This window comes from Flavobacterium restrictum (genome assembly GCF_007097245.1).
Classification (GTDB): Bacteria; Bacteroidota; Bacteroidia; order Flavobacteriales; family Flavobacteriaceae; genus Flavobacterium; species Flavobacterium restrictum.
Genome location: NZ_VJZT01000001.1, coordinates 201419 through 217417 on the forward strand (window position 1 = coordinate 201419; position 15999 = coordinate 217417).

The 15999-nt window shown below is 38.7% G+C and carries 8 protein-coding genes; 7 read left to right on the forward strand and 1 reads right to left on the reverse strand.

The window, feature by feature from the left end; translation table 11 throughout:
• The first annotated feature begins 118 nt into the window (after positions 1 to 118).
• From holA to FNW21_RS00910, 7 genes are all read left to right on the forward strand, one after another.
• A complete protein-coding gene (gene holA / locus FNW21_RS00880; RefSeq protein ID WP_144254841.1) occupies positions 119 to 1123 on the forward strand; it encodes a DNA polymerase III subunit delta in 1005 nt (334 codons plus the stop codon).
• Positions 1124 to 1174: 51 nt separating this feature from the next.
• Positions 1175 to 1357, forward strand: a complete 183-nt coding sequence (locus tag FNW21_RS00885; protein ID WP_144254842.1) for a CAL67264 family membrane protein — start codon at positions 1175 to 1177, stop codon at positions 1355 to 1357.
• A gap of 69 nt (positions 1358 to 1426) precedes the next feature.
• Entirely contained in the window at positions 1427 to 3121 is a 1695-nt protein-coding gene (ettA, locus tag FNW21_RS00890; protein WP_144254843.1) for an energy-dependent translational throttle protein EttA, read from the forward strand.
• Between the two features lie 202 nt (positions 3122 to 3323).
• On the forward strand, positions 3324 to 3917 hold the full coding sequence (locus tag FNW21_RS00895; protein WP_144254844.1) for a 2OG-Fe(II) oxygenase: 594 nt from the start codon (positions 3324 to 3326) through the stop codon (positions 3915 to 3917).
• Between the two features lie 153 nt (positions 3918 to 4070).
• Positions 4071 to 5189: a vWA domain-containing protein gene (locus FNW21_RS00900; RefSeq protein WP_144254845.1), complete on the forward strand. Its 1119-nt coding sequence runs from the start codon at positions 4071 to 4073 to the stop codon at positions 5187 to 5189.
• A 64-nt stretch (positions 5190 to 5253) separates the two neighbouring features.
• Entirely contained in the window at positions 5254 to 6717 is a 1464-nt protein-coding gene (locus FNW21_RS00905) for an AAA family ATPase (protein ID WP_144254846.1), read from the forward strand.
• A 615-nt stretch (positions 6718 to 7332) separates the two neighbouring features.
• Entirely contained in the window at positions 7333 to 14394 is a 7062-nt protein-coding gene (locus FNW21_RS00910; RefSeq protein ID WP_144254847.1) for a PKD-like domain-containing protein, read from the forward strand.
• 58 nt (positions 14395 to 14452) lie between these two features.
• On the opposite strand, the gene FNW21_RS00915 is transcribed toward FNW21_RS00910, so the two are convergent.
• Positions 14453 to 15997 (reverse strand): hypothetical protein, encoded by a 1545-nt coding sequence (locus FNW21_RS00915; protein WP_144254848.1) that lies wholly within the window; start codon positions 15995 to 15997, stop codon positions 14453 to 14455.
• Positions 15998 to 15999: the final 2 nt, after the last annotated feature.

Genomic DNA, 15999 nt, shown 5'->3' on the forward strand with positions numbered 1-15999 from the left:
AAGACTTTTAGAATAGAGAAAAAAGAGAATAGAAAAAAGAGCAAAGAAGTAAGAAAAAGAGATGCGATATTTTGAAAATCTGAAATCAAAAATCGTTAATCAAAAATCATAAATCTTAATGGACGAAGTTTTAAAAATAGTCAATGACATCAAGGCGGGCAACATCAAACCGATCTATTTTTTGATGGGCGAGGAACCGTATTATATCGATAAATTATCGGATTATATAGAGAAAAGCATTTTATCCGAAGAGGAAAAGGGCTTTAACCAAACCGTTTTGTACGGGCGTGATGTGACGATAGAAGATATTGTTTCGACCGCCAAACGCTACCCAATGATGGCAGATAGACAAGTCGTAATTGTTAAGGAAGCGCAGGAATTGATACGTACCATTGATAAACTAGAATCCTACGCCGAGAATCCAATGGCAACAACGGTTTTGGTTTTTTGTTACAAATACAAAACGCTAGACAAACGAAAAAAACTCCCCAAAATACTAGCCAAAACTGGTGTTGTTTATGAAAGTAAAAAGCTCTACGAAAACCAAGTGGGCGATTGGATTAAGCGGGTTTTGGCAGGCAAAAAATACGGTATCGAACCCAAAGCAACTGCCATGTTGGTGGAGTTTTTAGGAACGGATTTGAGTAAAATCAACAATGAACTCGAAAAATTGCAAATCATTTTGCCCAAAGGCAGCACCATAACTCCAGAAGATATTGAGGAAAATATTGGCTTTAGCAAGGATTTTAATGTGTTTGAATTGCGAAAAGCGATTGGCGAACGCAACCAACTAAAAGCCTACTCAATAGCCGATAATTTCTCTAAAAATCCAAAAGATAATCCGCTAGTGATGACCACGGGATTGGTGTTTAGTTTCTTTGTTCAGTTATTGAAATACCACGGTTTGAAAGATAAAAACCCTAAAAATGTAGCCGCAGTTTTGGGCGTGAATCCTTATTTTATGAAGGAATACGATGTGGCTGTAAAAAATTATCCCATGCGAAAAGTAAGCCAAATTGTAACGGCATTGCGCGATACCGATGTAAAAAGCAAAGGTGTTGGTGCCAATGCTTTGTCCCAATCGGATTTATTGCGAGAAATGCTTTTTAAAATTTTTAATTAACATTGAAAATTCCCGATATTTGCAACTCTTTAAAAACAAAATACCACAATTATGGGAATGAATAAAAATACAGTTTTGGGCTGGGCAACCTTAATTATGATTCTGATGGGGTTATTACTCATTGGGTTGGGGGCTTTTCGATATGACGATGTAGCAGGTTGGGGATTTGCCGCTGTAGGATTTGGATTCTTGGCTAATGCTTGGGTGTTTAGCTCGCTGAAAGGCCGTTTGTAAGAGGTATTATTGGGCTATAAAAACTATTTTTTCTATTCATAAATCTAAATTCTAAAATCATAAATCGATATGTCAGACGATAAAAAAGTAATTTTCTCAATGCAGAAATTGAGTAAAACCTATCAAGGAGCCGATAAACCGGTACTTAAAAACATTTATTTAAGCTTTTTTTACGGGGCTAAAATTGGTATTCTAGGTCTAAATGGTTCTGGAAAATCCTCCCTTTTGAAAATTATTGCAGGAGTTGATAAAAACTACCAAGGCGATGTGGTTTTTCAACCGGGTTATACCGTGGGGTATTTGGAGCAAGAACCTATTTTGGATGATTCTAAAACCGTTATCGAAATTGTTCGAGAAGGCGTTGCCGAAACAATGGCAGTTTTGGAAGAATACAATAAAATCAACGATTTGTTTGGTCTTGAAGAAAATTATTCTGATCCAGACAAAATGGATAAGTTAATGAACAAGCAAGCCGAATTGCAAGACAAAATCGATGCGCTTGGTGCTTGGGAAATCGATACCAAACTGGAAATTGCCATGGATGCCTTGCGCACGCCAGAGGGCGATACGCCTATCAAAAACCTTTCGGGAGGAGAGCGTCGTCGGGTGGCTTTATGTCGTTTGTTGTTGCAACAACCTGACGTATTGTTACTGGATGAGCCAACGAATCACTTGGATGCCGAGAGTGTACTTTGGTTGGAGCAACATTTAGCGCAATATGCAGGAACAGTAATTGCGGTAACGCATGACCGGTATTTCTTGGATAATGTGGCGGGTTGGATTCTAGAATTGGATAGAGGCGAAGGTATTCCCTGGAAGGGAAATTATTCGTCTTGGTTAGACCAAAAATCAAGTCGTATGGCACTCGAAGAAAAAGTAGCTTCCAAACGTAGAAAAACCTTGGAACGCGAGTTGGACTGGGTGCGTCAAGGAGCAAAAGGGCGTCAAACCAAACAAAAAGCGCGTTTACAGAACTACGATAAATTATTGAACGAAGACCAAAAACAATTGGACGAAAACTTGGAAATCTACATTCCAAATGGGCCTCGTTTGGGTACGAATGTTATCGAAGCCAAGAATGTTGCCAAAGCTTTTGGGGACAAATTATTATACGACAACTTAAACTTCACTTTGCCACAAGCCGGAATTGTTGGAATTATTGGGCCTAACGGTGCGGGTAAATCTACCATTTTCAAAATGATTATGGGCGAGCAAAAAACGGATAGCGGTGAATTTATGGTTGGCGATACTGTTAAAATCGCTTATGTAGATCAAGCACATTCGAATATTGACCCGAATAAATCCATTTGGGAAAATTTTGCCGATGGTCAGGAATTGATTATGATGGGCGGAAAACAAGTAAATTCAAGAGCGTATTTATCCCGTTTCAACTTTGGTGGTGGTGAGCAAAACAAGAAAGTTTCAGCGCTTTCTGGTGGAGAGCGCAACCGTTTGCACTTGGCGATGACCTTGAAAGAAGAAGGAAACGTACTTTTATTAGATGAGCCAACGAATGATTTGGATGTAAACACGCTTCGTGCCTTGGAGGAAGGTTTGGAGAATTTTGCAGGTTGTGCCGTAGTGATTTCGCACGACAGATGGTTCTTGGACCGAATTTGTACGCACATACTAGCTTTCGAAGGCGACTCGGAAGTGTATTATTTTGAAGGTGGATTCTCTGATTATGAAGAAAATAAAAAGAAACGTTTGGGTGGCGATTTGACCCCAAAACGTTTGAAATACAGAAAATTGATTCGAAATTAATCCCATCAATGCTCTTAAATAATAAACCGAAACAGTACTTGTTTCGGTTTTTTTTGTAAAAAAAAGAATGTTTTAAGCAAAAGGCATTATGATTTTTTAAATATTAACAGTATTTTTTTACTTTGTGATAACATTGTGCTTTACTAGATTTAATTAGTCTACCTTGTGCTTTGGTACCATTTTGAGTCCATCAAAAAACGATATGGAAAACAGCTTTGAAGCTTTGATTGCTACATTTATAGAAAATAAAGTAGGCATATCCGAACATTTTTTGAGTGACACATTGGCGAATAATTTGAAACTACATTTACTCGCTTTGAACACACAACGTCTATTGACGGCCGCAGGAATTGGTAATTTAGAAAAACTGTCCTATGATGGTGCCATACGAAGTGATTCAATTTATTGGTTGGATAAAAAGCATAATAACAGTTTCGAAAACGAATTTTTTGCCCAAATCGAAGCCTTTATTTTGTATTTGAATCAAAGCTGTTATGCGGGAATAACGGGCTATGAATTTCATTATTCCTTGTATGAAAAGGGTGATTTTTATTTAAAACACCTCGATCAATTCAAGAATAATCCCAGTCGGAAATATTCTATGATTAGCTACTTGAATAGCGATTGGCAAGAAAGTGACGGTGGTGAATTACTCATTCATCAGCTGGACAACAATCAAAAAATAAGTCCAACACAAGGAAAAACAGTTTTTTTTAAAAGCGACGAATTGGTTCACGAAGTGTTGGTTACCCAAAACACGCGCATGAGTATTACGGGTTGGTTAAAGAGCGATTGAGTTTTTAAGTCGAAAACTAATACTTTTAACCGATTGAAAATTTTGATTTTTTTCGCCTTTTAAATCCCCTTTTTTTTATTGCTTTTTGTTTTTAACTAAAAATTAATAAACGTTACCCTTTGGTACATTTCAAAAAGATGTAATTTTAAAGCTATGAAGAACACCATCAAAAAAGGATTTTATTTCAAGAGCTACGAAGCGCCATTTCAGTCTCCGTTTGATAAACTCTTTGCGATTTTCAAGGAGTTGATCACCCATACCTCGGGCGATTTTGACGAAGCTATCGATTGGTTGCGAGAATTAGACAAGGAATACAAACTCACCGATTCCGCTTATACCATCGATGATTTTATCGAAGATTTAAAGAAAAAAGGATACATCCGAGACGAACTCAAAGACGATGGAACGTCAGGAATTGGTATTACTGCCAAAACCGAACGAGCCATTCGACAGCAAGCGTTGGATAACATTTTTGGAAATTTAAAACGTTCCGGAAGTGGCAATCACAAAACCAAACACGCCGGAAATGGCGACGAACATACGGGAGAATTTCGGGAATTTCATTTTGGCGATGGATTGGAACGCATTTCTTTAACCGAAAGTTTACGCAATGCCCAAATCAATAACGGTGTAGCCGATTTTATGCTGACCGAAAATGATTTGGTGGTCGAAGAAACCCAATACAAATCCCAAATGAGTACGGTTTTGATGATCGACATCAGCCACAGTATGATTTTGTACGGCGAAGATCGAATCACGCCTGCCAAGAAAGTAGCGATGGCTTTGGCCGAATTAATCACGACGCGTTACCCAAAAGATACCTTGGATATTCTCGTTTTCGGAAACGATGCTTGGACGATTGCCATTCGGGATTTACCCTATTTGAAAGTCGGGCCGTATCACACGAATACCGTAGCGGGATTGCAATTGGCAATGGATTTATTGCGTAGAAAACGGAATACCAACAAGCAAATTTTTATGATTACCGACGGAAAACCGAGTTGTGTTCGGGAGAAAGACGGTTCCTATTATATGAACAGCAACGGTCTAGACGAATATATTGTCGATAAATGCTACAATCAGGCGCAACAAGCCCGAAAATTACACATTCCCATAACCACTTTTATGATTGCCAATGATCCATATTTACAACAATTTGTGAATCATTTTACCGAAGCCAATCAGGGAAAAGCTTTTTACACAGGGTTAAAAGGTTTGGGCGAAATGATTTTCGAAGATTATGAAACCAATAGAAAGAAACGAATTAAATAAGTGTTCAGCATTCAGATTTTAGTATTCAGTTGAACTCGTTGATAAAGATAAAGTAATAAAAAATATGAAAATAGAAAATATAACCACACTAGGTAAATTAAAGAAATCAGGATACGAAACTAAAAGTATCAAAGACGAATTGCGTCATAATTTACGAGAGAAAATCAAGTCCGGACAACCGACTTTTGAAGGCGTTCACGGTTTTGAAAATACCGTAATTCCGGAATTGGAGCGTGCTATTTTGTCTCGTCACAACATCAATTTGTTGGGACTTCGTGGTCAGGCGAAAACTCGATTAGCCCGTAAAATGATTGAATTGTTAGACGAATACATTCCTTTTGTGACAGGTTCCGAAATCAACGATGACCCGTTGAATCCAATTTCCCGTTTTGCCAAAGATGTAATTGCCGAAAAAGGAGATGAAGCACCCATATCTTGGTTGCACCGAAGCGAACGTTTCTTTGAAAAACTCGCAACTCCGGATGTTACCGTTGCCGATTTAATAGGCGATGTCGATCCGATAAAAGCTGCCAATTTAAAATTATCATACGCGGATGATCGTGTGATTCACTTTGGGATGATTCCAAGAGCCAATCGTTGTATTTTTGTCATCAACGAATTACCTGATTTACAAGCCAGAATTCAGGTGGCGTTGTTCAATATTTTGCAGGAAGGCGATATTCAGATTCGGGGTTTCAAATTAAGAATGCCTCTTGATATGCAGTTTATTTTTACTGCAAATCCCGAAGATTATACTAATAGAGGAAGTATTGTTACACCGCTTAAAGACAGAATTGGTTCCCAAATCCTGACGCATTATCCGGAAACGATTAAAATCGCAAGAACAATTACGGAACAAGAAGCTAAATTGGACATTGCTCAAAGTGATTTGGTTTACGTGCCTTCATTAGCCAGAGATTTATTGGAACAAATCAGTTTTGAAGCTCGTGAAAGTGAATATATTGACAATAAAAGTGGTGTGAGTGCGAGATTGAGCATCACCGCTTTTGAGAATTTATTGAGCACAGCCGAACGTCGTGCCTTGAAATCGGGAACGGATAAAACGACCTTGCGATTGTCCGATTTTATGGGAATTATTCCAGCCATTACTGGAAAAGTTGAGCTGGTTTATGAAGGAGAGCAGGAGGGAGCTGCAGTTGTGGCACAACATTTAATTGAAGATGCGATTCATACATTTTTGCCAGCTTATTTCCCGAAAATTGAGAAATTAGAAAAACAAGGAGAAAAAACAGCTTATTCGGATATTTTAGAATGGTTTTTCGCCGAAAGTGGCTTCGAATTATTAGACGATTCCTCGGATGAAGAATACAAAACCATTCTGGATGACATTGCTCCAATGGATGTTTTAATAAAAAAATACCAACCTCAATTGCCTAAAGAAGATCGTTATTTTATGAAAGAATTCGTGCTTTGGGGATTGGTTGCTTACAATAAATTGAGCAAAGACCGCTTGTCCGAGGGGTATCAGTTTAAGGATTTATACGGCAGTTATATTAGCAAATTATAAGAATACAAAAGGGTTTAGAGTAATTATCTAAACCTTTTTTTTTACAACTACTTTTTTTGAATTTCGTCAAATAAGTAACAATCATGTATGGTATTTAAATAATGGTTAAAATTTAATGTCGTACTGTAAGGCACCCAATTTCTTTGCCACAGATTTGCTTCGACAGTTGTTTCGGTCGGGTCACAGATTAGCACAGATTATTTCGTTACTTGCTATGAAATCTTTTTAATCCTTCCAATCTGTGGTAAAAACTCTTTTAATACTTGCGACAATAGCTATTTCTTGCTATTTAGTTATACTAATTTGAGAAGATCTTTTTTTAAATCCGAAACGAATACCGTTATTATTTTCTTAAAAAAAAGCCAAAGGACAGCAAATTGTAATCTTTTGACGACTTAATAAAACGTTTTAGTTGCAAAGTTTTCAACACTACTACGTTTTCGTAACGGTAAGATCTATTCCGGATGTCGTGGGTGTATAAATTTACATAAATTTAACGTTTCTACTAAATTAATATACAATTGAAGGTATTTTTTTATCAAAAGAATAATTTTTTGTTGTTAATTTTATTTTTTTAGAAACTAAAAATTACCACACCTACTAACCCGTTTTTATATGTTACAAAATTCTTGTTATTCCCTTTTTGCCCCAAAAAAGAGATTTTTCATTGTATTTGTTTTTTGCTTTCTTTTTACTTTTAATGCCAAAGGACAAAATCTCATAACCGCCAACAACCCAGGATTTGAGGGTGCTGGCGGTTTTGATAGCAATGGTTACACCAATATTTCTCCTGGCACAAGTGGCATAAGCGCAGACGGAAATTATGCCTTGACAGGGAATTCAGGTCCCATGAATACCAGTAGTTTTATTAATGTTACCCCGCATTCGGGATCTAAAATGATGGTTGTGGATGCCAACAATCAAATTTTTTGGAAACAAAATCCAAACATTCAATTACAAGGCGGTACAACGTATACTTTTTCCTACTGGGTAGTAAATATTAATAAAAACGGCACAAGTAATAGTTCCTTTCCCAATCCAATTATTAAAATAGAGGCTTTGGATAATTGTGGCTGTACTCCGGTTTTAAAATCAGGCAGTGCCACCGTAAATAGTACCACATGGCAGCAAGTTGTTTATGAAATCACGCCTAGTGGAACTGGTGGAAAATATGTGCGTATTGAATTATCTACGCCAACAGCCTCGCCAAATGGGAATGATTTTGCACTTGATGATTTGTCGCTAATCGCACCACCATTACCATTAGCAATAAGTGCCTCACACATTGGTATTTCTTGCCCAGGTTTAACGGATGCTTCTATTTCGGCCTATGGGTTTGGAGGAGTTCAACCGTATTCGTATAAATTGACTCCGTCTACTGGGGTTTCAACGAGCAATGCGACTGGGATTTTTACAAATCTTGTTGCAGACACCTACACGATAGAAGTAACAGATACTAATTCCCCTATTGGAAAAAAAACGACATCGGTAGTAATTGACCCCATTGTAGACATGACTATTGCCGCAGGCACAACTGCAAATCCGGCACTTGTTCCAGCAACAAGCTTGCAACCAGTAAACACATCAATTTGCAATGGAACAACAATAACGCTAAAAGCAGCCAATATGTCTGGCTATACTTGGACAGCAACTCCAGTAGATCCTACGCTTACGACTCCCAATGCCACATCAATTACAGTAACACCAACTCAAAATACGGTTTATACAGTAACTGCCAATGCACCTAGTGGCTTATTGACAAATTTGGTTTATAATGGCGATTTTGAGAAAGATACCGCAGGATTTTCATCAAGTTATGCCTATTACGCTACGAATCCAACTTTTGTACAACAAGCGTATGGCGTTATTTCGAATCCTAAAACTTGGGGATCTGTTTATGATACCGCTACGGATTACAGTGGTACAGGAAATATGTTTATTACCGATGGTTCAAAAACATTGGGCGATAAAGTTTGGGGGCAAAATATAGCCGTTAAGCCAGGAATAGTATACGATTTTGATTATTTTTTAAGAACAATTACTTCTACGGACGCTGCTCACCCTGCAAAATTACAGCTCAAAATAAATGGTGTTATTGTCAATAATAGTGTAGCATCAGCAATAGATGTTGCGCCAACAGTTACTGCTGGAGGATGGTTAAATTTTAAACATACTTGGACTGCAGGGGCTGGAATTACTACTGCGACCGTTGAATTGTATGATACCGAAATTTCGGCATCTGGAAATGATTTTGGTATAGATGATATTACCTTTATACCACAAGTTACGAGTTCTTGTAGGCCGAGTAAATCGATTACAGTTGCTATTTCCCCAGGAACCTCTAATACTGCTTTTACTTACCCAACACCAGTATGTCAAACCACTACGGTAGTAACACCAGTAAAAACAACTCCTGCTACTTTTACGGCTGGTGGTACTTGGAGTAAATTTGCAGGAGCGGGAACGTTGTCAATTAATTCCACAACAGGAGTTATTAATCCTTCGTTGAGTACGGCAGGAACATATACCGTAAAATATGCTGTTGGTGCCGATGCCAGTATTTGTCAGGCAGCGGGTTCGTCTACTTTTGACATTACTATCAATGTGCAACCCAATGCAGGTACTGATGGCGGAGCAACCGCATGTGAATCTAATACTACAACTATCGATTTATACAGTTTAATAAGTGGGGAGCAAACGGGTGGAACTTGGGCTAGAACTTCTGGAACAGGAGGGACATTTACTGCAGGAGCAGGCACTTTTGCACCAGCAATAAGAGCCACAACAAGTACTTTTTCATATACTCTTACTGCTACAGCAGCCTGTTTGGCGGCTGTCAGTAAGGCAACTGTAACTATTATTCCGCAACCTAGTGCTGGAACAGATGGCGGGATTACGGTATGTGAATCGAGTACTACAGCTATTGATTTGTACAGTTTAATAAGTGGCGAACAAGCGGGTGGAACTTGGGCTAGAACTTCTGGAACTGGAGGAACATTCAATGCAGGATCGGCAACCTATACGCCAGCTGTAGGAGCAACAACGAGTACCTTTACCTATTCGGTTTTAGGAACTGCTCCTTGTGTAAATGATACGAGTATTGGTACGATAACCATCAATACACAACCCAATGCAGGAACTTCGGGTGGAATCTCGGTTTGTGAATCAAGTACAACGGCTATCGATTTATTCACTTTAATAAGTGGTGAGCAAGCAGGCGGTTCATGGTCTAGAACGACTGGAACGGGAGGTACTTTTAATGCTCTTGTGGGAAGTTATTCTCCGGCAATAGGAGCTACAACGAGTACTTTTTCATACACCATTCTAGGAACAGCACCTTGTGTAAATAGTGTAAGTGTTGCTACAGTAACACTAAATACAACCCCAATATTAACTATAAGTTGTGGCACCGCTACAGCAACAAGCGTTACCTTTAATTGGAATGCAATTGCTGGAGCAACTGGGTATACTTATTCGTATACTCCAGCTTTGGCGGCGACCGTAACAGGAACTATTTCGAGTCCAACCACCACATTGACCGTTACTGGTTTAACAGCAGGGCAAAGTGTATCGTTAACCTTTACACCAGTTGGTAGCGCTTGTCCTGAACCTGTGTCTGCCAATTGTGTAGCTTCCAATTGCGTGGTGCCAATAGTAAATCCTATTGTAAAAATTACGAATTGTGCCAATACAACGGTTTCACTTATAGATTTTACAAGTCCAGATGCTACCGCTACGTTCAAATGGACTAATACCAATATAACTATTGGAATTCCAGCTTCTGGTTCTGGAGATATTACTGCTTTTACTGCATTGAACACTAGTGCTGTAGCACAAACGGCAACTATTACGGTTACTGCAACCGATGCTTTAGGATTTTGTACAGGTCCAGCAACCACTTTTGATATTGTTGTGAGTCCGTTACCTTCGCTTACTTTGACATCAGCACCAGCTTCAACAGCTCAAACGCCATGTATTAATAGTGGTATAAATACTATTTCGTATACCATAGGCGGATCAGCAACTGGGGCAATTTTAACAGGCAGTTTGCCAACAGGCGTTACGGGGAATTTTGCCTTTGGCGTTTATACTATTGCAGGAACCCCATCACAATCGGGAACTTTTAATTATTCGGTTGCTACAACAGGAGGGTGTTTACCAACAGTAACTTTAGTTGGATCTATAGTTGTGAGTCCTTCATCGATACTCACGTTGACATCGGCGACAGCCACAACATCACAAACACCTTGTATCAATACTGCGATAAATCCCATTACCTATGCCATAATCGGAAGCGCTACAAGTGCAGTCCTAACGGGTTCATTGCCAACAGGGGTTACAGGAACTTTTTCAGCTGGAATTTTTACAATCACTGGAACACCATCACAATCAGGAACTTTCAATTATTCGGTTGCTACAACTGGCGGTTGTTCGCCAGCGGCTATATTAATCGGTACCATTGTTGTGAGTCCACAGGTGCCATTACCAAGTGTTACTCCACCAAGCGATTATTGTCAAGGTAGCATTGCAACTGCACTTATAGCTTCGGCATTGCCAGGTGCAACATTAAATTGGTATGGTACGAATGCTACAGGAGGAATTGCTTCGACAACAGCTCCAATTCCGTCCACAGCAGTAGCGGGAACTATTAATTATTATGTGAGTCAAACGATTTCAGGTTGCGAAGGAGCAAGAGCCGTTATTCCTGTAAAAGTGGTGGCTGATAATGGCAAACGATTGAGTTTATTTATAGATTATGCGCAATCTACAGCAACTACTCTTTATTTTGATTTTGCTAATGTGGGTCAAAGTAGTTTTACATATACCTATACCATAGATGGTGGAGCACCTGTAACTGGGAATTGGTTGTCTCCCTCTCATTTTGTTGTAAATGTAGCTTCCCGAAATCAATGTGTAACATTTACACTCGTTGCAAATGGTACGCCTTGTGTACCTTCAGAAACAGTTAGCAATGTTGCAACTCCAAACTTTGCAGCAATACCAGCGTTCTGCTCGGGTTCAACGGCTCCGATTTTGGCTATAACTTCTCCCAACGGAATAGTTGGAACATGGTTTCCCGCTACCATCAACAATACGATTGCAGGAAGCTATGAATTTACTCCAAATACTTCTTTTCCGTGTGCCAATAAGCAAACATTAACCACCACTATTACGCCCAATGTTACACCAACATTTACGCAAGTAAGTGCGATTTGTGCGGGAACGATTTTGGCAGCATTGCCAACTACTTCTAATAATGGTATAACAGGAACTTGGTCGCCAGGATTAGACAATACAAAAACTACTCTGTACACTTTTAAACCAACTGCTGGATTATGTGCAACGAATGCTACTATGACAATTACGGTCAATAGCAAAGTGACTCCCACTTTTACAGCGGTGACTCCTATTTGTTCAGGAACTATTTTGGCGGCATTGCCAACCACTTCGACCAACGGCATAGCGGGAACTTGGTCACCAACATTAGACAATACAAAAACTACACTATATACTTTTTTACCAGCTACCGGACTTTGTGCCACCACCACAACAATGACTATTGTGGTGAATGATTTGCCTACCGCAAGTATATCAGGGAGTGCAGGAGTGTGTTTAGGTACAGGAACTACGATATTATTTACTGGAACTCCTAATGCTACTGTTAGCTATACTATAAATGGCGGAACAGCTTTAACATTAGTTCTGGATGCTACTGGAAAAGCCAGTCTACCAACAGGAAATTTACTGGTAACTACCATTTACAGTTTGGTAAGCGCAACTAATCCTACCACTTTATGTTCGCAAACGGTTTCAGGAACTGCAACAGTTACCATTAAACCGTCGCCAGTTGCAACAGCCACACCAGCATCACAAAAAATATGTTCGGGCGATCAAACAGGAATTGTGCTTTCCAGTACGATTGCCGCCACTACTTACAACTGGACGGTGCTCTCACAAACAGGAGCAACAGGAGCAAGTGCAGGAACTGGAGCGAGTATTTCGCAAGCACTTACTGCCACAGGAAGTGTGCTAGGAACTGTAATTTATAGCATAATTCCAACGGCCAATGGCTGTTCTGGAAGCCCAATAACCGTAACAATTGATGTAACTCCTGTTCCGATAGCCAAAGCCACTCCGAGCCTACAAGCTATTTGTTCAGGAGATACTACATCCTTCGTTTTATCGAGTAATTTGGCCGGTGCTACTTACGAATGGAATGTGGTTCAAACCAATGTTGCTGGAGCTCTAGCAGGGTCTGGATTAGCTATTGTACAAACGTTAACAACTATTACTAATAACACGGGACAAGTAGTATACACCATTAAACCAGTTTTAAATGGTTGCTACGGACAACCTATAACGGTAACTATTGATGTAATTCCTGTACCCATTGCCAATGCAAATCCTACTGCAGCAACTTTATGTTCAGGCGAAACTACAGCTATTGCATTAACGTCTCCCAATGTTGTTGGTGCAGCGTTTAATTGGACTGTAATTCAAAATGGAGTATCAGGCGCAACTGCTGGAACGGGAACTGCTATTACTCAAAAACTAATAGCAACTGGATCTGTAGCAGGTACTGTTGAGTATACTATAACGCCAACAAAAAACGCTTGTGTAGGCTTACCCATAAAAGTAATCGTAACAGTAAATCCTTCCCCAGAAGTTTTTGGCCCTACGCTTACCACCATTTGCAGCGGCGAAAGTCCCAGTATTTCTCTAGCTCCAAATCCGTTAATGGTAGCGACAACTTTTGATTGGACGGTGGTTCAAACGGGAGTTACGGGAGCAACAAATGGGTCTGGAAATACAATTAATCAAGTGCTAGAAGCAACTGGTACTGCGCAAGGTTTCGTAATATATACGGTAACTCCAAGTTTAAACGGTTGTCAAGGAAAACCACTTGCCATCAAAGTATTGGTGAATTCATTGCCAAATCCAACGCTTGCGGACGGCATTATTTGTGTCAATCAAACTTCTAATATTGCTTTTGAAACTTATACGTTGGCTACAGGATTGAGTGCTACAACACATACTTTTGAGTGGTTCTTGAGTCCATCAACGACTCCAATTGCGGGTGCTATTGGTAGTTCCTATGAGGCTTTAGTTGCGGGCGATTACAGTGTTATTGCCACCAATAAAAGTACGGGCTGTATCTCACTTCCTGCCACAGCAACCATTACAGCTTCGTTCCCAGCCACCACTATTGCAACTACACAAACCCCAGCTTTCGCTGATGATGCAACTATTACGGTTACGGTTTCGGGAGGAAATGGTGTTTACGAGTACCAATTGGACGATGGGCCTTTTCAAGTTTCGAATCTTTTTACCAATGTGAGTTTGGGGCCGCATCAAGTAACGGTGGGCGATACTAATGGGTGTACGAATTTGACTCAAAATGTTTTCATCATTGGATACCCAAAATTCTTTACTCCAAACGGGGATGGGTACAATGAAAATTGGAATATTGTTGGTTTAAATGGGCAACCCAATTCCAAAATATTCCTCTTTGATCGCTATGGTAAATTGCTAAAACAAATTAGCCCAACAGAACAGGGCTGGGATGGAACGTATAACGGACAACCACTTCCAGCTGATGATTACTGGTTTACGGTTGAATATGAAGAGCTAGCAACTACCAAAGTTTTTAGAGCGCATTTCACCTTGAAACGATAGGCGTATCGCGTACTTACAATAAAAAAAGCTTCCAAAAATTTTGGAAGTTTTTTTTATTTTATCGGTTATTTAATTTGGCTTTTTCTTTAATGATGTCGCTTATTTTCCGGTTTTCTATTTTACTTTCTAACCATGAAATAATATCTAGATATAAAAAAGCGCGCTTTTCGTAGGTGTTTTTTTCTAATTCAATAAAACGTTCTTTCATTTTGATAAACTCCTTTTTGATTTCGCTTGGATAGATTGAGTTTAAGTTTTTTAAGAAACGGATAATTTCTTTTTGTACTTCTTGTAAATCATTCATTTTAATCAAAAACTTATAGGTATTCTTGAGTTGGTTTTCCAGATAATAATCTTTTCCCAATTCAAAATGGGCAATCAAGCAAAGCAATCTTGCAAAACACATTAAATCTTCTCGCATAGAAAGATTTTTATTGTTTATTATTTTTTCCAAATAAAAAATCGATTCGGCATATTTTTCATTTCCAAAATAAATAGAAGCAATCTTGTAGTAAAACAACATTTCGTGGTGCTCGTCAAGGTGCTCGCTGTGGAGTTTTATCTTGTTCAAAACCTCTGGAATTAGGTATTCGCTTTCGGCAAAAGTTCCTTCTAGAATGTGATAATTTAATTTATTATTGTACAAATATAAAAACGATAAGGAAGCAATATTGTCGTTCATTGGGAATTTTGGATCCTCGATGGTGTGCTCTAATAAGTCCAAGTATTCCTTAAACTTTGATTTGTATTTGAGCATAAAAAGGGATTCTAATAAATAATGATTTCCTTTTAGAAAAAAAACAGGATTCAAATAAATCATATTGGGATTGTCATAAAACAACGAAACCCATTTGTAAGCATACTTGTAACTTCCTAGAAAGTCTTGAACCAAAAAACTACGCCATAAATTAGCATTGTAAAACCAATATTTTTCTCTAAAACCAAACTTGTTTTCGTCAAGTTTTGCAACGTGTTTATTAAAATAATCATCAATATGTTGGTACTCTTCATCGCTTTTTACATACCCAGTTTTGAGCATAATGCCATACAATTGCAAGGACAAATTAGATAATTTACTCGAAATGGTATTGCGGTAATTCAACTCTTTGGCCTGAATCACTAACTCATCGGCGCGACCTTGAATACTTCGGGTAATGTATTGGGATTCGATTAGTTTTTCGAATTCTACAATTTCAAAAGCCATATATTTTTCGTCATTTTCGATGGCTTGTAATTTGGTTTTATCCAAAATTTTCAAACTTTGCTTGTACAATCCTTTGTTGTAGAGGATGGCGGCAAAATCAATTTGTTCCCGCAATTGATAACGGATGTTTTGACTGGGAATATTCAAGCGAATACTCACCAGAATTTGTTTGTATAAATAAGACTTTAGATTCGATAATTGCACCTTTTTGATTAGCCCATTTTTAAGAATTATCTTCTCATCGTAGGCTTCGGATTTGTCTAAAATATTAAATAACTCGATAAATTTAGTATTGGAACTGGTTTCTAATCGGCTGGCAAAAATCTTAAATTGTCTTTTTTCAGACTTTGAAAGTGATTTTATTAATACGAATAAGAAATCTTTTTGATGGTTAGCCATTG